Origin of the sequence: Xanthomonas chitinilytica, assembly GCF_026107455.2 — a bacterium.
Lineage (GTDB): Bacteria > Pseudomonadota > Gammaproteobacteria > Xanthomonadales > Xanthomonadaceae > Stenotrophomonas > Stenotrophomonas chitinilytica.
The window spans coordinates 17,737-35,122 of the sequence record NZ_JAPCHY010000013.1 but is presented as its reverse complement, the minus strand read 5'-3'; the positions used below and the strand labels follow the sequence as shown (position 1 = coordinate 35,122).

Here is a 17,386-nt window from a genome sequence, read left to right as displayed (position 1 = left end):
CGCGCGCCTTCAGCGATGGCCGCGCGAGAGCACCGTGCGGTAGGCGAAACGGCCCGGGGGATGCAGGCTGGTAGCCATCATCAGCAGCGCGCCATGGGCGTCGCGGTAGCGGCGCACCACGCGCAGCGCCGGCTTGTTCTTCCCGATTTCCAGCACCCTGGCGGCCTGCGCGTCGAACGAGGCGGCGTCGAACACCTGCTCCACCTGCGACAACCGCGCCGGGTTGAGGTATTCGGCGATGGCCGACGCGACGCGGGCCGGATCGAGCAGCGCTTTGGTCGCCAGTCCCGGCCGTATCGGCACCAGCATCTCGATCAGCGCGATCGGTGGATGCGAGGGGGCTTCCAGGCGCAGGGCGGTCAGCTGCAGGTAGTCGTCGCCAGCGTCGATCTCCAGCAGCCGCGCCATGTCCGTGCCGGCCTGCAGGCGTTGGCCCGAAAGCAGTTCCAGCCGGGTGCTGCTGGCGTACTGCATCAGCAGTTCCATGGAATCGATCCCGTGCTCGTAGCGGATCGCCGGGTTCTGCGCGATCACCCGGGTGCCGACGCCGGGACGGCGCTGCACCAGCCCGGCGCTGATCAGCCGGGCCAGTGCCGCGCGCGCGGTGTGGCGGCTGACGTCGAAGCGTTCGCACAGTTCCATCTCGGTGGGCAGCAACGCGCCCACCGCGTAGTCGCCGCGTTCGATGGCCGATTGCAGCAGATCGCCGAGTTCCGCATAGCGGGGCGTGGTGCGTCGCGTACCGGTCATTGCACGGAATTCCTTGTCTGGGGTCTGCGCGGGAAGTGGCGCCAGCCGGGAACGCGGTGTCCTCCGGCGGTGCGGATCGCATGCCGCACGCACCATGGTCGCCGACCGCACTGGCGCTGTCGATGCGCGCCGGTGGCGGTGCGGCCGCTTCCGGCGGCACACGATGCGGCAAATGGATGGCGGTGCGCGATCGGTGCGGGCGCGCCGCGATGCGCGGACCTTGCCGGTTACTGGCCGCCGGCGAAGCCCAGCTGGCGCCAGGCCTCGAACACCACCACCGCCACGGTGTTGGACAGGTTGAGGCTGCGGTTGTCCGGGCGCATCGGCAGCCGCAGGCGGCGACCGTCCGGCAGCGCGTCGAGCAGCTCCTGCGGCAGGCCGCGGGTTTCCGGGCCGAACAGGAAGGCATCGCCGTCCTCGAAGCGGACGCTGTCGTAGCGCACGCTGCCGCGCGTGCTCAGCGCGAACAGGCGCCGCGGCGCGAGGCGTTGCAGGGCGGTATCCAGGTCGGGATGGACCTGCACCCGCGCGTACTCGTGGTAGTCCAGGCCGGCGCGCTTGAGCTGCCTGTCGCTGAGGTCGAAGCCCAGCGGCTCGATCAGGTGCAGCCGCGCGCCGGTGTTCGCGCAGAGGCGGATGACATTGCCGGTATTCGGCGGGATTTCAGGTTGGAACAGCAGGACATCGAACGTGGGTGCGGCGGTCATCGGCGCAGTTTACGCCGTGCCGGCGCACCGTTCCCCCGAGGGGGAACGGCGGCTTACTGGCGGACCAGGCCGGCGGCGACGTCGATGGCCAGTGCCTGCAGCTCGGCCGGGGTGGGGCGCACGTAGAGGGTCGGCAGCGAAATGGCCAGCTGGCCCATGGCGGTGGCCACGGCCATCGCGGTGGCGTTGCGGTCGTTGTCCTGCGCGGTCTCGGCGGCCAGCGCCTGGCGCTGTTCGTGCGAGGGACGCACCTGCACCGCCGCCAGCGTGACCACCGACTGGCTGGCCGCCAGTTCGGCATTGCGCTCGACGATCTGGCCGGCGGTCGGGCGCACCTGCACGGCGGCCAGGGTCGGGATGTCGCTGCGCAGTTCGTGCTGCTGCTGGGCGATCTGCTCGGCCGAGGGACGGACCTGCACGGTCTCCAGGGTGACGATGTTGTTGGCGGCCTGCGCGGTCGAACCCAGTCCGGCGGCGATGGCGATGGCGATGGCGAGAGACTTGGCGTTCATGGCGGTACCTATTTAGTGTTGGTGAGCAGTGGTGTGGTAGTAAGGTAGTACACCGAAACTGGGGATGCAAGAAAAATCTGCACTTCAATCATTTCGTTCAGCCCTTGGTCATGTTTCGTTGGAACCGGGCTTTCACGCCGGTAAGCAACGCATGACTCGTGCCAACTTCAAGCTATTGAAATTGCTTGATATTTTTCCGGACGGTCGGTGTCCGCTGTCCGCCCCGCCGTCCGCCGCAGGGCTGGCGGACACTGTCTGGACGGTTCCGGGCGGGCTCGAAGAGGCGCCGCCGCCCCGGTCACCGGCCCGCGTGCCGGCCATGACTGCTGGCGGATGTGTTCGCAGGCGCCGCCGGCTACGATCGCTTTCACATTCATTACTCAAGGAAAGTGGAATGACCGTCGTCCGTCCCGCCCTGCTCGCCGTTGCCCTGTCCGCCGCGCTCGGCGGTCTCGCGTTCGCGCCCACGCAGGCACTGGCCCGGCCGGCGGCTGCGGCCAAGGTCGATATCCCGTTCGAACAGTTCACCCTGCCCAACGGCCTGCGGGTGGTGGTGCACACCGACCGCAAGGCGCCGGTGGTGGCGGTCAACATCTGGTACCACGTCGGCGCCAAGGACGAGCCGGCCGGCCGCACCGGCTTCGCCCACCTGTTCGAGCACCTGATGTTCCAGGGCAGCGAGAACCACGACGGCGAGTTCTTCGAGCCGTTCAAGCAGGTGGGCGTGACCAACCAGAACGGCACCACCAACACCGACCGCACCAACTACTTCCAGAACGTGCCGACCACCGCGCTGGACATGGCGCTGTGGATGGAATCCGACCGCATGGGCCACCTGCTCGGCGCGATCGACCAGGCCGCGCTCGACGAGCAGCGCGGCGTGGTGCAGAACGAGAAGCGCCAGGGCGAGAACCAGCCCTATGGCCAGGTATGGGACAAGCTGACCCGTGCGCTGTACCCGGCCGGGCACCCGTACCACCACGGCGTGATCGGCTCGATGAACGACCTCAACGCCGCCTCGCTGGACGACGTGAAGCAGTGGTTCCGCACCTGGTACGGCCCCAACAACGCGGTGCTGGTGCTGGCCGGCGACATCGACCTGGCCACCGCCAAGGAGAAGGTGGCGCGCTACTTCGGCGACATCCCGGCCGGTCCGAGCATGGCGCAGCCGGAAGTGAACGTGGCCCGGCGCGCCGAGTCCACCCGCGAGGTGATGACCGACAAGGTGCCGCAGGCGCGCATCTACCGCGTCTGGAACGTGGCCCAGACCGGCACCGTCGACATCGACCAGCTGCAGGTGTTCGCGCGCGTGCTCGGCGGCAGCAAGTCCTCGCGCCTGGACCAGCGCCTGCTGCACCAGGACAAGCTGGTGGACAGCATCAGCGCCGGCGCCTGGGCCTCGCAGCTGGGTTCCAACTTCGGCATCGTCGCCACCGTCAAGCAGGGCGTGGATGCGGCCAAGGTCGAGGCGATCATCGACGAGGAGCTCAAGCGGCTGATCGCCGAAGGCCCGAGCGCCGACGAGCTGGCGCGCGCCAAGACCGCGTTCCGCGCCGGCTTCATCCGCGGCATCGAGCGCATCGGCGGCTTCGGCGGCAAGGCCGACGCGCTGGCCGAGTGCGCGGTGTACGAGGGCGACCCCGGCTGCTTCCGCACCTCGCTGGCCAACATCGACAAGGCCACCGCCGGCGATCTCCAGGCGGTGGCCGGCAAGTGGCTGGGCAAGGGCGACCACACCATCGTGGTCGAGCCGGGCGAGCGCGTGGCGCTGGAGGAACTGCCCTCGGCCAAGCCGGCGCCGTTCCAGCTGCCGGCGGTGGACCCGAAGTACTCGACCCTGCCCAGCGACGTCGACCGCAGTGCCGGCGTGCCGGTCACCAAGACCTTCCCGGAACTGAAGTTCCCGGCCCTGCAGCGGACCACGCTGAAGAACGGCACCCGGGTGATCCTGGCCGAGCGCCACGACATCCCGGTGGTGCAGTTCAGCTACGAGTTCCCGGGCGGCTACAGCGCCGACCAGGGCCGCAAGCCCGGCACCGCCAGCTTCACCATGAGCATGCTCGACGAAGGCGCGGGCGAGCGAGGTTCGCTGGCCTTCGCCGACGCTGCCGACGCGCTGGGCGCGCAGCTGGGTGCCGGCGCTTCGCTGGACGGCGGCAACGTGTTCCTGTCGGCACTGAAGGAGAACCTGGAGCCGTCGCTGGCGCTGTACGCGGACATGCTGCGCCGGCCGCGCTTCGACCCGGCCGAGATCGAGCGCATCAAGGCCACCTGGATCGCCGGGATCAAGCAGGAGAAGGTCAACCCGAGCGCGGTGGCGATGCGGGTGCTGCCGCCGCTGCTGTACGGCGAGGGCCATCCGTACGCGATCCCGTTCACCGGCAGCGGCAGCGAGGAGGCCATCGCCGCGCTGACCCGCGAGGACCTGGTCGACTTCCACAACGACTGGCTGCGCCCGGAGCAGGGCACCCTGATCGTGGTCGGCGCCACCACCCTGAAGGAGATCGTGCCGCTGCTCAACCGCCACTTCGGCGACTGGAAGAGCAGCGGCAGCGCGCCGCGGATCGAGCCGCCGGCGGAAGTGGCGCGCCCGTCCGCTGCCCGCGTCTACCTGATCGACCAGCCCGGCGCGGTGCAGGCCAACCTGTTCGCCGGCCAGCTGGTGCCTTCGACCATGGACGACGGCGCCACCCGCTTCGACATCGCCAACGGCGTGCTCGGCGGCGACTTCACCTCGCGCCTGAACATGAACCTGCGCGAGGACAAGCACTGGTCCTACGGCGCCCGCTCGATGGCCAGCGGCGCCCTCGGCCAGCGGCCGTGGATGGCGATCGCGCCGGTGCAGATCGACAAGACCGCCGATGCGCTGGGCGAGATGCAGAAGGAGATCAGCGCCTTCGCCAGCGGCCAGCGGCCGCCGAGCGAGGCCGAGGTGAGCCGCATCCGCAACATCCAGACCCTGAGCCTGCCCGGCGCCTACGAGACCGCCAACGCGGTGATGAACACCATCGGCGGGATCGTCCGCTACCAGCGCCCGGACGACTACGTGTTCAAGCGCAAGGCCGAGATCGAGGCCCTGACCCCGGCCCAGGTGCAGCAGGCCGCGACCACCCTGGACCCGGCCGCGCTGACCTGGGTGGTGGTGGGCGACCTCAAGCAGACCGAGGCGCCGGTGCGCGCGCTCGGCCTGGGCGAGGTGATCGTGGTCGACGCCGACGGCAAGCCGGTCGACGCCACCCCTGCCCGGTAAGGCGCCGGTCGTCGCCCTCCCGTTGCGGGAGGGCGGCGATCACGGTCGATTCAGTCCACCGCGGCACAATCATCCCGCTCATCCACAAAGGTCCAGCCCATGCGCGTCCTGCTCCTGTCCGTCCTGATCGCCAGCACCGCCGCCTGCACCTGGGTGCCGATCGAGTCGTCCGGCAAGACGGTGCGGGTGCTGCCCGCCGGGCCGTTGCCGGCCGGCTGCCAGCACAAGGGCGAGATCGTGGTCACGGTCAAGAACAAGGTCGGCTTCTACAACCGCAACCCGCTGCGGGTGCAGGAAGAACTGGAAACCCTGGCGCGCAACGAGGCGCCCAGCGCCGGCGCCAACGCCGTGCAGGCGGCCGGGTTGCCGGCCGATGGCAGCCAGCGCTACCAGGCGTACCAGTGCCCGCCCCGCTGAATGCGCGTTTCCATACGCTGCGGCGGCATTTTGTAAAGATGCGGTGAAGGCAGGCAGGCGCTAGAATAGCGCCCCCTTCGCCGACCCTTGGCGCTATCCCGATGCTTTTCAAGAATGTCTCGATCGCGGGACTGGCGCACATCGATGCGCCGCATACGCTGACTTCCAAGGAAATCAACGAGCGGTTGCAGCCCACGCTGGACCGGCTCGGCATCCGCACCGACGTGCTCGGCGACATCGCCGGCATCCACGCGCGCCGCCTGTGGGACGCCGACGTGCAGGCCTCCGACGCCGCCACCCTGGCCGCGCGCAAGGCGCTGGAAGACGCCGGCATCGGCGCCGACCGGATCGGCCTGCTGGTCAACACCTCGGTCAGCCGCGACTACCTGGAGCCGTCCACCGCCAGCATCGTCTCCGGCAACCTCGGCACCGGCGAAGAGTGCATGACCTTCGACATCGCCAACGCCTGCCTGGCCTTCATCAACGGCATGGACGTGGCCGCGCGCATGCTCGAGCGCGGCGAGATCGACTACGCGCTGATCGTCGACGGCGAGACCTCCAACCTGGTCTACGAAAAGACCCTGGAGCGCATGACCGCCCCGGACGTCACCGCCGAGGCCTTCCGCAACGAACTGGCGGCGCTGACCACCGGTTCCGGCGCGGCGGCGATGGTGATGGCGCGCTCGGAACTGGTGCCCGAGGCCCCGCGCTACAAGGGCGGCGTGACCCGTTCGGCCAACCAGTGGAACAAGCTGTGCCTGGGCAACCTGGACCGCATGGTCACCGACACCCGGCTGCTGCTGATCGAAGGCATCAAGCTGGCGCAGAAGACCTTCATCGCCGCCAAGGCCGGCCTCGGCTGGGCGGTGGAGGAACTGGACCAGTTCGTCATCCACCAGGTCAGCCAGCCGCATACCAACGCCTTCATCAAGTCGTTCGGCATCGACCCGAAGAAGGTGATGACCATCTTCGGCGAGCACGGCAACATCGGCCCGGCCAGCGTGCCGATCGTGCTGAGCAAGCTGCGCCAGCTGGGCAAGCTCAAGAAGGGCGACCGCATCGCGCTGATGGGCATCGGCTCGGGCCTGAACTGCTCGATGGCCGAAGTGGTCTGGTAACACGACTCAAGTGCCATCCTGCAATATCGCAAACGCTCGCGGGTTTTCCTCGCGGACGTTTTGTGCCGCTGACGATATGTGACGGATTTCTTCACAAGGGCAGGAATGAACTGTTGGAGCGTTGCTGCCGGAGAGAGGCCTCGGTTTCTCCCAGACCGGCGTAAGCGTTACTTAGCAGGAAAGTGGTTCGGCTAAGTAACGCAACGGGAGTAAGTTGACGACATCCTCTATCTAAGTAACGATTTGGCCGAAAATCGTCCCTGACAAGGAATGTTTGTGGCCAGAACGACCGGCACATATGTCACCAGTTCTCTGAACGGGTTGCCGTACAAGGCATTCATCCCTGCGCCGTTGCCTCCGGCACCCCCGCTGCAACTGGATCAGGACCTTGCCACTCGTCGCGACCGGGCGTTGGTTGCGCTGGGGGAACTCAAGGGCATCACCCGCATCCTGCCGGATGCGCGCCTGTTCCTGTACCAGTATGTGCGCAAGGAAGCGCTGCTGTCCTCGCAGATCGAGGGCACGCAATCCTCGTTGTCGGATCTGTTGCTGTACGAACTGGACCAGGCTCCCGGCGTTCCGCTGGATGACGTCCGGGAAGTTTCCAACTATGTCGATGCCCTCGAGCATGGCCTGATGCGGCTGCGAGGAGGCTTCCCGCTGTCACTGCGTTTGCTGCGAGAAATGCATGAGCACCTGTTGCGGCGGGGGCGCGGAAACGCCAAGGCCCCGGGAGAGTTTCGCCGGACGCCGGTATGGCTGGGTGGCCCCAGTCCAGACCGCGCCCAATTCGTGCCTCCGCCGGCGGATCACCTGCAAGCGTGCCTGGGTGCGCTGGAGCAATTCCTGCATGCCACCGAAGACGGCATCTCGCCGCTGGCACGGGCCGCGCTTGCGCATGTGCAGTTCGAAACCATACACCCCTTCCTCGATGGCAACGGGCGTCTGGGGCGGCTGCTGATCGTCCTGATGCTGTGTGACGCGGGGCTGCTGGAAGAGCCGTCGCTGTACCTGAGCCTGTACTTCAAGTCACGACGGGAGGAGTACTACCAGAGGCTGGATGCCGTGCGCACCAGGGGTGATTGGGAAGGGTGGCTGCGCTTCTTCTTCGATGGCGTAACCGCAACATCGGGGCAGGCGGTGGATACGGCGCAGCGCCTGCTGCAACTGTTCCAGGGGGATCGGGAGCGCCTGCGCGGCAGTGGACGCATTGCCGGCACTGCCCTCCAACTGCACGAGGCATTCACCCGCAACCCCTTGCGCACGATCCCGCTGCTGGTGAAGGAAACCGGCTTGTCCAAACCGGCGGTCGCGCGTGGCCTGGAGGTGATGGGCAAGGACGGGATCATTGCCGAAATCACCGGCAAGCAGCGTTACAAGATTTTTGCCTACCAGCCATACATGGATATCCTCGGCGAGGGCGCACAGCCGTTGTGATGGATTTCATGACGATGAAGGAAGCCATGAACAAGCAATACGACCATCTCGACCGCGACACCTTGATCCGCCTGCTCCAGCGGCGCGACGCCGAGCGTCAGTTGGGGCTGGTGTGGGAACGCGACGAGATCGAGGCCGAGCGGGCGCTCAATGACGACTATGTTGCGCTGACGCTGGAACCTGGCCTCAGCTTCAGCGCCCGGCAGGCCGAGGGCCGAGGGCCGAGGGCCGAGGGCCGAGGGCCGAGGGCCGAGGGCCGAGGGCCGAGGGCCGAGGGCCGAGGGCCGAGGGCCGAGGGCCGAGGGCCGAGGGCCGAGGGCCGAGATGATTTTGATGCACATTTCGAGGGTTGGCGCAATCTCATAATCGAGGGTGACAACTACGATGCGCTGCGTGCGTTGCGGATGAGCCACAAGGGCGCGATCCGTTGCATCTACATCGACCCGCCGTACAACACCGGCAACCGCGACTTCGTTTACAACGACCGTTTCATCGACAAGACGCATCGCTTTCGCCACTCGCTGTGGCTGGAGTTCATGTACCGGCGCTTGCAGTTGGCGAAGGAGCTGCTGGCCGACGACGGCGTGATCTTCGTCAGCATCGACGACAACGAACTGTTCCGGCTCGGGATGCTGATGGATCGGGTATTTGGGGAGAACAACTTTGTCGCCAACGTGATCTGGCAAAAGGCATATGCTCCGAAAAATTCTGCAAAGCATTTTTCTGATGATCACGAGTACATTATCGTTTTTGCAAAAAGCGCACCACAGTGGAAACCAAATTATTTGCCTCGGACACCTGGGCAGGATAGTGCGTATAAGAATCCTGATAACGATCCGCGAGGCCTTTGGCGCGCTGATGGAATGTCGGCTCGCAACTACTACAGTAAAGGTACTTATCCAGTAACGTGTCCTTCGGGTCGAGTTGTCATAGGGCCTCCCTCGGGTCGCTATTGGGTCTACTCCGAAGAAAAATTCAAAGAACTGGACCGGGATCAGCGTATTTGGTGGGGTACGGATGGAGATAACAATCCGGCAGTCAAACGGTTTCTCTCTGAAGTGAAGCAAGGTGTCGTGCCGCAGACGCTGTGGATCTATTCGGAAGTCGGTCACACGCAGGATGCCAAAAAGCAGTTGCTCGACACCTTGCAATTCGAATCGTCAGGCGATGTTTTCTCCACGCCAAAACCTGTGCAATTGATGGAGAGAATCCTGCGGATCGCCACCAGTCCAGGCGACACCGTGCTGGACTTTTTCGCAGGCTCCGGCACGTTAGCGCAAGCGGTCGCCAAGCTAAACGCCGAAGACGGTGGCAACCGCAGGTTCATCCTCGTCAGCAGTACCGAGGCCACCGAGGACCAGCCGGACAAGAACCTGTGCCGCGACGTCTGCGCCGAGCGCGTGCGCAAGGTGCTGGGTGGCTATGTCAACGCGAAGGGGCAAGCTGTCGAGGGACTGGGCGGCGATTTCGCCTACCTGCGCGCGCGACGTGTCCCGCGGCATCGCCTCGGCTTGAAGCTGGAACACGCAGAGGTCTGGAATGCCTTGCAGTTGATCCACGACCAGCCACTGTCGGTGTGGCCTGCCGAGGGCTTTGCCCATGCCGATGGCATGGCGTATCTGGCGGACTTCCGCGCTTCCTCGCTGGAGCGGCTGCGCGCTTGGCTGCCGCACGCCGTTCCCGGTGCGGCGCTGTACTGCTGGTCGCCGGAGCGGCTGCGCGGCATCGCAGCGGAACTCGACCTCCGCCCCATTCCGCACTATCTGCGCGAACGCTTCGGACGCTGACATGCCGGCAACACTCAAAGATTTCCAGAACGAAGTCCGCGCCGGGATCAACGCCCGCATCGACAATGTGCGCGATCTATACGCGCACATCGCCGCCGACACGCCGGAACGCATCGAGCAGGCTAGGCGCAACGACGGGGCGGTGGTGCTGCAGGCCCCTACCGGTGCGGGGAAAACCCTGGTCGCGGTGGAGGCCATGCGCGAAGCCTCGCGTGCCGAGCGCATCCTGTGGTTCTGGTTCGCCCCTTTCACCGGTCTGGTGGAACAGTCGCGCAAGGTGATCGCGGCGCAGGCGCCGGAACTTGCGTTGTTCGATCTTGGCAGTGACCGGCAATTCGATACCGTTCGTGGTGGCGGTGTGTTCGTGGTCACCTGGGCCTCGTTGGCCGCCCGCAGCGCCGAAAGCCGGCGCGCGCGCCAGTCCGGTGATGCCGGTCTGGCCATCGACGAGCTGATCGCACTGGCACGCAGCGAAGGTGTACGCATCGGCTGCGTGGTGGACGAGGCGCACCATGGGTTCCAGCGCGCCACGCAGGCGCGCGGCTTCTTCAGTGACGTACTCAAGCCTGACTATGCGCTGCTGATGACGGCTACCCCGCGCGATGCCGACATGCCGGCATTCGAGCGCGCCACCGGCTACACCGTGGGCGAGCCTGCGGATTGGGCCTCGGTGAGTCGCCATGATGCCGTGCAGGCAGGCCTGCTGAAGGACGGCGTGCGCATGGTGCGGTTCATCGCCCGTGATGGTGACATCGCGCAACTCGTGGATTTCGAGCACTTGGCTTTGCGCGAATGCACGGCCATGCACCGACGCATCCGGGAGGAACTGCTGGCGTCCGCGGTGGCATTGACACCACTGATGCTGGTGCAAGTGCCTGATGGCAAGGCGGCGCAGGAGGCTGCACGCCGTCATCTGGTCGAGGAGCTGGGATTCGATGCATCCGCCGTGCGTGTGCATACCGCCGATGAACCGGATCCGGACCTGTTGGTACTGGCCAATGATCCGAACGTCGAAGTCCTGGTTTTCAAGATGGCCGTGGCGTTGGGATTTGATGCACCACGTGCGTTCACGCTGGCTGCCTTGCGCGGTGCACGGGATGTGGGATTCGGCACCCAGTTGATTGGCCGCATCGTCCGCCGCCACGCCCTGCTCCAGATGCGCGACGACTTGTCGCCGATGTTGAACCAGGGCTATGTGTTCCTGGCCAATTCCGAATCGCAGGAGGGGTTGCTGGAGGCGGCGGCGCAGATCAATGCCTTGACGACCCAGGCACCGGAGGTGGGGACGCAGACCGTGGTCACGGTGATCGGTGACATGGCACAGGTGCAGGTGGCGCGCAGCGGCGAGCCGATGAGCCTGCTGGTATCGCCCTCCGGTGCCAGCATCGTGGACAGCCGCGATCCGGCAAACGCGGTAGCGGTGGCAGGCGAAAGCGCGGCGGAACTGGATGTGGTGTTGGCGGCAGCGGGATTGGCGGGTTTTGGCCAGGCGACCCAGGCTGTACTGGCGATGCAGGGCGGAGCCGGGGGCGCTGTCCGGCCACTGGATCAGATCATGGCCTCGTATGCGCAGGCGGCTTCCCGGCCGCTTGAGTACCTGCGTCGAAGCGATGCGCCGGCGACGTTGCGTGGCGAGAAGTTGCCGCCTTTGGCGGAGGATTTCGAAGCGGGAGTGGCCGCGCATATGGACTTCTCGCCGGCAGTGCTGGTGGATCGCCACCGCAACCGGGTTCAGGTGCAGCGGGCCGAAACCGACCTGTTTGCCGCGGGCAGCGTGATTGCCGAGGCCACCGAGGACGTCTGGGCCACCATGTCCGCAGAGGCGCTTGCCGGGCGTGCGGAGCAGATCCGCCTGCGTCTGGGTGAAGCCAATGATCGCGAACTGCAACGACGCCTGCTGGAGCGTTTCGAACGTGCCATCGTCGATCTGGGGGCCGAACCACCGGCCGATGAAGAGGCGTTGGCGCAGCAACTGGATTTGGTGCTCGCCCGGCGACCGCAACTCCTGCGCGATGCCTACAAATCACTTCGGCTTCAACGGGTGATGGACATCGATGTGTCGCTTCCCGCCGGCATTGCGGCGGGGCAACGCTTGCCTGTGGCCAGCCGGAATCTCTATGGCGTCTTTCCCCCTGGTCTCAACCCGGATGAAATGGCGGTGGCGCAGTTGCTCGATGCCAGTCCGCTGGTGAAGTGGTGGCACCGTAATCCACCGAAGGTGGGAGTGGGGCTGTACCGCTGGGACGAGGGGGAAGGCTATTACCCGGATTTCGTGGTCTGCCTGGAAGCGCGCCAAGGTGCGGGAATCGCCCTGCTGGAGGTCAAGGGTGAATTCCTTGCCGGCAAGGACAGCGAGGTGGACAAGGCGACCGCAGAGCATCCGGAATACGGGCGCGTTTACATGGTGGGTCGCAAACGCGGCGAGCGCGACTTCTTCTTCCTGAGGGCGCTGGGAGGGAAGCTGCAGAGTGCGGGTGCGTTCAGTGTGGAGCAACTGCAGTTTCCGTGACGGAATATTCAGGGCGCGGTGTGGTTCGCAGAACCTCCGCCACCTGCCATCGCAACGCCGGTAACAGCTCGCCCTCGAGCCACGGGTTATGCGCCAGCCACAGCCGGTTGCGTGGGCTGGGGTCGCCGTGTTGCAGGTGCCGCCATGCCTGCGCCGTGTCGGTGAGGGTGCGCCCACGCCGTTCGGCCAGCAGGCCGGCCTGACCGTATTGGCCGACGGCCAGCGTTAGTCGCAGTTGTTGCAACCGTGGGAGCAACTGCGGGTGCCGGGTGGGGCACATTCGGGTCATGGTGGCAGGTCGCCGCTCCTGTCAGTAGCGGGGAAGCAAAAGCCCATCGGCACGATGATGATCCTGTCCGCGTCATAGAACGTGGCCTTGTCGATCCAAGCCAGTCGCGCAGGCGGCCGCCGCTGGAGTCATTGAACTCGTGTACCTTGCGTCCTGGCGCTGGCTGACGATCAGCAGGAGCGCGCGGCGCTTGCAGCACCGGTCGGCAGCCGCGGCAGATGGGTTTCGTACAGATGACAGGCGCGGATACGCGCCATCAGAGTGTCGAAGGGCTCGGTCACACGCGCTCCTTTGTCGGCAGCGACCATTGTGCCACCAGGGTGCCGGGGGCGGCCCATGTGGCGTATTGGCCTACAATGCGCGCCCAGTCCGCAATTGCGTGAACCCGCCCGATGCAATTCCCCGGCTACCCTGCTGCCCCCCACCGCTTCGAAGTACGCCCCGGGCTGTCGATGAACTACCTCGACGAAGGCCCGCGCGACGGCGAGGTGGTGGTGATGGTCCACGGCAACCCGTCGTGGAGCTACCTGTGGCGGCATCTGCTCAACGGGCTGAGCGACAGGTACCGCTGCATCGTCCCGGACCACATCGGCATGGGCCTGTCGGACAAGCCGGACGACAGCCGCTACGAGTACACCCTGCAGTCGCGGGTGGACGACCTCGACGCGCTGCTGCGCCACCTGGGCATCGACGGCCCGGTGACGCTGGCGGTGCACGACTGGGGCGGCATGATCGGCTTCGGCTGGGCGCTGTCGCACCACGAACAGGTCAGGCGGCTGGTCATCACCAACACCGCCGCGTTCCCGCTGCCGGCGGAAAAGCCGATGCCGTGGCAGATCGCCATGGGCCGGCACTGGTGCCTGGGCGAGTGGTTCATCCGCACCTTCAACGCGTTCTCGGCCGGCGCCTCGTGGCTGGGCGTGTCGCGGCGGATGCCGAGCGATGTGCGCCGTGCCTACGTGGCGCCCTACGACAGCTGGGACAACCGCATCGCCACCATCCGCTTCATGCAGGACATCCCGCTGTCGCCGGCCGACAAGGCGTGGTCGCTGCTGGAGCGCGCGGCGCAGGCGCTGCCGTCCTTCGCCGACCGCCCCGCCTTCATCGGCTGGGGGCTGCGCGACATCTGTTTCGACCACCACTTCCTGGCTGGTTTCCGCAAGGCGCTGCCGCAGGCCGAGGTGATGGCCTTCGACGACGCCAACCACTACGTGCTGGAAGACAAGCACGAGGTGCTGGTGCCGGCGATCCGCGCCTTCCTGGAGCGCAACCCGATCCGCTGAAGCCGGGCGCGGCCCCTGTAGGAGCGACGTCAGTCGCGATGTGGCTTTATCGGTAAGGCCCGGTCGCGACTGACGTCGCTCCTACAGGAAAGCGGTCATGCGGCGATCGGCGTGGTCGGCGGCGACGAGGGACTGTTGCCGTTGTCGTCGGGGTGGTCGCCGTCGTTGTCGGCCGCGTCGCGCCAGCGCCAGTCGGCCAGGGTCAGCGCCGGCATGCCGTGGGCGATGCGCGCCTTGTCGCATTGCGGGCTGGCCTTGCCGTATTCCCACGAGGCATCGACCTCGCGGCAGACGCTGGGGCGGTTGGGGTGGATGCTGCAGCGCGAATACACGCCGATGTCCGCATCCAGCGCCACGCAGCGGATCGGGTCGGAATAGGTGCCGCGCATGCACAGCCGGTGCGGGTCCAGCCGTTCGGTGAGCTGGTGCGGCACGCCGCCTTCGGTGACCTCGTCCGATTCCATCCAGTGGAAGGCCACCCGGTACTGGGTGCAGCAGGCGCCGCAGGTGAGGCAGGGATGGGGCATGGGGCACCGGCCTTGGGCGGCAGCGAGCGGAAGGGGAGGGGGCGAATTTTCCACGCGATGGCCGGGCGCGCAAGAATTTTCTGCAGCGGCGACAATAGAAAGATGAACGAACCTTGCAACATCGCCGCGCGGCTGCCGGAGCTGGCACGCGAGCGGCCCGACCAGATCGCCATCCGCTGCCCCGGCCGCCGCGCCGCCGGCAACGGACTGGCCGGCTACGACGTCACCCTGGACTACCGCACCCTGGACGCGCGCAGCGACGCCATCGCCGCCGGACTGGCCGGCTACGGCATCGGCCGCGGAGTGCGCGCGGTGGTGATGGTGCGGCCGTCGCCGGAGTTCTTCCTGCTGATGTTCGCGCTGTTCAAGGTCGGTGCGGTGCCGGTGCTGGTCGACCCGGGCATCGACAAGCGCGCGCTGAAGCAATGCCTGGACGAGGCGCAGCCGCAGGCGTTCATCGGCATCCCGCTGGCGCATCTGGCGCGCCGGCTGCTGGGCTGGTCGAAATCGGCCACGCGGCTGGTCACGGTGGGCCGGCGCTGGGCCTGGGGCGGCACCACGCTGGCGCGGATCGAGGCGTCCGGCGCCGGCGCCGGCAGCCAGCTGGCGGCCACCGCGGCGGACGAGGTGGCGGCGATCCTGTTCACCAGCGGCTCCACCGGCGTGCCCAAGGGCGTGGTCTACCGCCATCGCCATTTCGTCGGCCAGATCGAACTGCTGCGCAACGCCTTCGGCATGCAGCCCGGCGGCGTCGACCTGCCGACCTTCCCGCCGTTCGCGCTGTTCGACCCGGCATTGGGCCTGACCTCGGTGATCCCGGACATGGACCCGACCCGGCCGGCCAGCGCCGATCCGCGCCGGCTGCACGACGCCATCGCCCGCTTCGGCGTGACCCAGCTGTTCGGTTCGCCGGCGCTGATGCGGGTGCTGGCCGAGCATGGCCGACCGCTGCCGGGCGTGACCCGCGTAACCTCGGCCGGTGCGCCGGTGCCGGCGGACGTGGTGGCGAAGATGCGCGCGCTGCTGCCGGCCGACGCCCAGTTCTGGACGCCCTACGGCGCCACCGAGTGCCTGCCGGTGGCGGTGATCGAGGGCCGCGAGCTGGAGGCCACCCGCGCCGCGACCGAGGCCGGCGCCGGCACCTGCGTGGGGGCGGTGGTGGCGCCGAACGTGGTGCGCATCATCGCCATCGACGACGCACCGATCGCCGACTGGTCCGGCGTGCGCGAACTGCCGGCCGGGCAGGTGGGCGAGATCACCGTGGCCGGGCCGACCACCACCGACAGCTACTTCAACCGCGACGCGGCCACCGCCGCGGCCAAGATCCGCGAACGCCTGGACGATGGCGGCGAGCGCATCGTCCATCGCATGGGCGACGTCGGCTGGTTCGACGAACAGGGCCGGCTGTGGTTCTGCGGGCGCAAGACCCAGCGCGTGGAAACCGCCGCCGGGCCGCTGTATACCGAACAGGTCGAGCCGTTGTTCAACAGCGTGCCCGGCATCCGCCGCAGCGCGCTGGTCGGCGTCGGCGAACTGGGCCGGCAGCTGCCGGTGCTGTGCTACGAACTGCAGCCGGGCAGTACCGCGCCGGACATCGAGGCCAACCTGCGCGAACGCGCGCAGGCACATGCCCATACCGCCGGCATCGCGCATTTCCTGCGCCATCCCGGGTTCCCGGTCGACATCCGCCACAACGCCAAGATCGGCCGCGAGAAACTGGCCGCATGGGCATCGGCGCAATTGAAGGAACACGCATGAAGATCCTCGTCACCGGCGGCGGCGGTTTCCTCGGGCAGGCGCTGTGCCGCGGGCTGGTCGAGCGCGGCCACCAGGTGCTCAGCTTCAACCGCGGGCACTATCCCGAACTGCAGGCGCTGGGCGTGGGCCAGATCCGCGGCGACCTGGCCGATGCCGGCGCCGTGCGCCACGCCGTGGCCGGGGTCGACGCGGTGTTCCACAACGCCGCCAAGGCCGGCGCCTGGGGCGGCTACGACAGCTACCACCAGGCCAACGTGGTCGGCACCGAAAACGTGCTGGCCGCCTGTCGCGAACACGGCATCGGCCGGCTGGTCTACACCTCCACCCCCAGCGTGACCCATCGCGCCACCCATCCGGTGGAGGGGTTGGGTGCGGACCAGGTGCCCTACGGCGAGGACTTCCAGGCTCCGTACGCGGCGACCAAGGCGATCGCCGAACGCGCGGTGCTGGCGGCCAACGATGCGCGGCTGGCGACCGTGGCGTTGCGTCCGCGATTGATCTGGGGGCCGGGCGACAACCAGCTGCTGCCGCGGCTGGCGCAGCGCGCCCATGCCGGGCGCCTGCGCTTCGTCGGCGACGGCCTGAACAAGGTGGACACCACCTACATCGACAACGCCGCGCAGGCGCATTTCGACGCGTTCGAGCACCTGGCGCCGGGCGCGGCCTGCGCCGGCAAGGCGTACTTCATCTCCAACGGCGAGCCGCTGCCGATGCGCGAGCTGCTCAACAAGCTGCTGGCCGCGGTCGGCGCGCCGGCGGTGGAGAAGTCGATCAGCTTCAAGGCGGCCTACCGCATCGGCGCGGTGTGCGAACGGCTGTGGCCGCTGCTGCGCCTGCGCGGCGAGCCGCCGATGACGCGCTTCCTGGCCGAGCAGCTGTGCACGCCGCACTGGTATTCGATGGAGCCGGCGCGGCGCGACTTCGGCTACGTGCCGCGCGTTTCCATTGACGAGGGGCTCACAAGGCTGAAGGCGTCGTGGCCGCAGGCCGCTGCCGTCACCCGCTGACGACCGCCGGCTGCCGAAGATGAGTGCGCGCCAAT

Annotated in this window: 13 protein-coding genes; 9 read left to right on the top strand and 4 right to left on the bottom strand. The window is 67.3% G+C overall.

Features of this window, described 5'->3' with window-relative positions:
• Nucleotides 1–9: 9 nt before the first annotated feature.
• The 3 genes from OK345_RS14390 to OK345_RS14380 all read right to left on the bottom strand — a co-directional run bounded on the left by OK345_RS14390 (nucleotide 10) and on the right by OK345_RS14380 (nucleotide 1,969).
• Nucleotides 10–750, bottom strand: a complete 741-nt coding sequence (locus tag OK345_RS14390) for a GntR family transcriptional regulator (protein ID WP_265128677.1) — start codon at nucleotides 748–750, stop codon at nucleotides 10–12.
• A 227-nt stretch (nucleotides 751–977) separates the two neighbouring features.
• A complete protein-coding gene (gene trmL / locus OK345_RS14385) occupies nucleotides 978–1,457 on the bottom strand; it encodes a tRNA (uridine(34)/cytosine(34)/5-carboxymethylaminomethyluridine(34)-2'-O)-methyltransferase TrmL (protein WP_265128676.1) in 480 nt (159 codons plus the stop codon).
• Nucleotides 1,458–1,510: 53 nt separating this feature from the next.
• Complete coding sequence (locus OK345_RS14380; RefSeq protein WP_265128675.1) at nucleotides 1,511–1,969, bottom strand: XAC0231 family protein; 459 nt, start codon at nucleotides 1,967–1,969, stop codon at nucleotides 1,511–1,513.
• Nucleotides 1,970–2,363: 394 nt separating this feature from the next.
• Here OK345_RS14380 and OK345_RS14375 point away from each other — a divergent pair, with 394 nt between their 5' ends.
• From OK345_RS14375 to OK345_RS14345, 7 genes are all read left to right on the top strand, one after another.
• Nucleotides 2,364–5,219, top strand: coding sequence for a M16 family metallopeptidase (locus tag OK345_RS14375; protein WP_265128674.1), 2,856 nt, complete (start codon nucleotides 2,364–2,366; stop codon nucleotides 5,217–5,219).
• 99 nt (nucleotides 5,220–5,318) lie between these two features.
• Nucleotides 5,319–5,636 (top strand): DUF4156 domain-containing protein, encoded by a 318-nt coding sequence (locus OK345_RS14370; protein WP_265128673.1) that lies wholly within the window; start codon nucleotides 5,319–5,321, stop codon nucleotides 5,634–5,636.
• A gap of 101 nt (nucleotides 5,637–5,737) precedes the next feature.
• Nucleotides 5,738–6,754 (top strand): 3-oxoacyl-ACP synthase III, encoded by a 1,017-nt coding sequence (locus OK345_RS14365; RefSeq protein ID WP_265128672.1) that lies wholly within the window; start codon nucleotides 5,738–5,740, stop codon nucleotides 6,752–6,754.
• A 276-nt stretch (nucleotides 6,755–7,030) separates the two neighbouring features.
• Nucleotides 7,031–8,191, top strand: a complete 1,161-nt coding sequence (locus OK345_RS14360) for a Fic family protein (protein ID WP_265128671.1) — start codon at nucleotides 7,031–7,033, stop codon at nucleotides 8,189–8,191.
• Between the two features lie 26 nt (nucleotides 8,192–8,217).
• Complete coding sequence (locus OK345_RS14355) at nucleotides 8,218–9,978, top strand: site-specific DNA-methyltransferase (protein WP_265128755.1); 1,761 nt, start codon at nucleotides 8,218–8,220, stop codon at nucleotides 9,976–9,978.
• Nucleotide 9,979: 1 nt separating this feature from the next.
• On the top strand, nucleotides 9,980–12,487 hold the full coding sequence (locus OK345_RS14350; RefSeq protein WP_265128670.1) for a DEAD/DEAH box helicase family protein: 2,508 nt from the start codon (nucleotides 9,980–9,982) through the stop codon (nucleotides 12,485–12,487).
• A 681-nt stretch (nucleotides 12,488–13,168) separates the two neighbouring features.
• On the top strand, nucleotides 13,169–14,059 hold the full coding sequence (locus OK345_RS14345; protein WP_265128669.1) for an alpha/beta fold hydrolase: 891 nt from the start codon (nucleotides 13,169–13,171) through the stop codon (nucleotides 14,057–14,059).
• 95 nt (nucleotides 14,060–14,154) lie between these two features.
• On the opposite strand, the gene OK345_RS14340 is transcribed toward OK345_RS14345, so the two are convergent.
• Complete coding sequence (locus OK345_RS14340) at nucleotides 14,155–14,586, bottom strand: YkgJ family cysteine cluster protein (RefSeq protein ID WP_265128668.1); 432 nt, start codon at nucleotides 14,584–14,586, stop codon at nucleotides 14,155–14,157.
• A gap of 102 nt (nucleotides 14,587–14,688) precedes the next feature.
• Here OK345_RS14340 and oleC point away from each other — a divergent pair, with 102 nt between their 5' ends.
• Nucleotides 14,689–16,344 carry an olefin beta-lactone synthetase gene (gene oleC, locus OK345_RS14335; RefSeq protein ID WP_265128667.1) on the top strand — a complete coding sequence of 552 codons (1,656 nt, stop codon included), beginning with the start codon at nucleotides 14,689–14,691 and terminating at the stop codon, nucleotides 16,342–16,344.
• On the top strand, nucleotides 16,341–17,351 hold the full coding sequence (oleD, locus tag OK345_RS14330) for a 2-alkyl-3-oxoalkanoate reductase (RefSeq protein WP_265128666.1): 1,011 nt from the start codon (nucleotides 16,341–16,343) through the stop codon (nucleotides 17,349–17,351). The genes oleC and oleD overlap by 4 nt, the downstream gene beginning before the upstream one ends.
• The last annotated feature ends 35 nt before the right edge of the window (nucleotides 17,352–17,386 follow it).

Bases quoted from the DNA above. Each gene is read 5' to 3' on its own strand.
- OK345_RS14380 (WP_265128675.1), bottom strand. From the start codon at position 1,969: ATGAACGCCAAGTCTCTCGCCATCGCCATCGCCATCGCCGCCGGACTG.
- oleC (WP_265128667.1), top strand. From the start codon at position 14,689: ATGAACGAACCTTGCAACATCGCCGCGCGGCTGCCGGAGCTGGCACGC.
- OK345_RS14340 (WP_265128668.1), bottom strand. From the start codon at position 14,586: ATGCCCCATCCCTGCCTCACCTGCGGCGCCTGCTGCACCCAGTACCGG.
- OK345_RS14345 (WP_265128669.1), top strand. From the start codon at position 13,169: ATGCAATTCCCCGGCTACCCTGCTGCCCCCCACCGCTTCGAAGTACGC.
- OK345_RS14350 (WP_265128670.1), top strand. From the start codon at position 9,980: ATGCCGGCAACACTCAAAGATTTCCAGAACGAAGTCCGCGCCGGGATC.
- OK345_RS14390 (WP_265128677.1), bottom strand. From the start codon at position 750: ATGACCGGTACGCGACGCACCACGCCCCGCTATGCGGAACTCGGCGAT.
- trmL (WP_265128676.1), bottom strand. From the start codon at position 1,457: ATGACCGCCGCACCCACGTTCGATGTCCTGCTGTTCCAACCTGAAATC.
- OK345_RS14355 (WP_265128755.1), top strand. From the start codon at position 8,218: ATGAACAAGCAATACGACCATCTCGACCGCGACACCTTGATCCGCCTG.
- OK345_RS14375 (WP_265128674.1), top strand. From the start codon at position 2,364: ATGACCGTCGTCCGTCCCGCCCTGCTCGCCGTTGCCCTGTCCGCCGCG.
- OK345_RS14370 (WP_265128673.1), top strand. From the start codon at position 5,319: ATGCGCGTCCTGCTCCTGTCCGTCCTGATCGCCAGCACCGCCGCCTGC.
- OK345_RS14365 (WP_265128672.1), top strand. From the start codon at position 5,738: ATGCTTTTCAAGAATGTCTCGATCGCGGGACTGGCGCACATCGATGCG.
- oleD (WP_265128666.1), top strand. From the start codon at position 16,341: ATGAAGATCCTCGTCACCGGCGGCGGCGGTTTCCTCGGGCAGGCGCTG.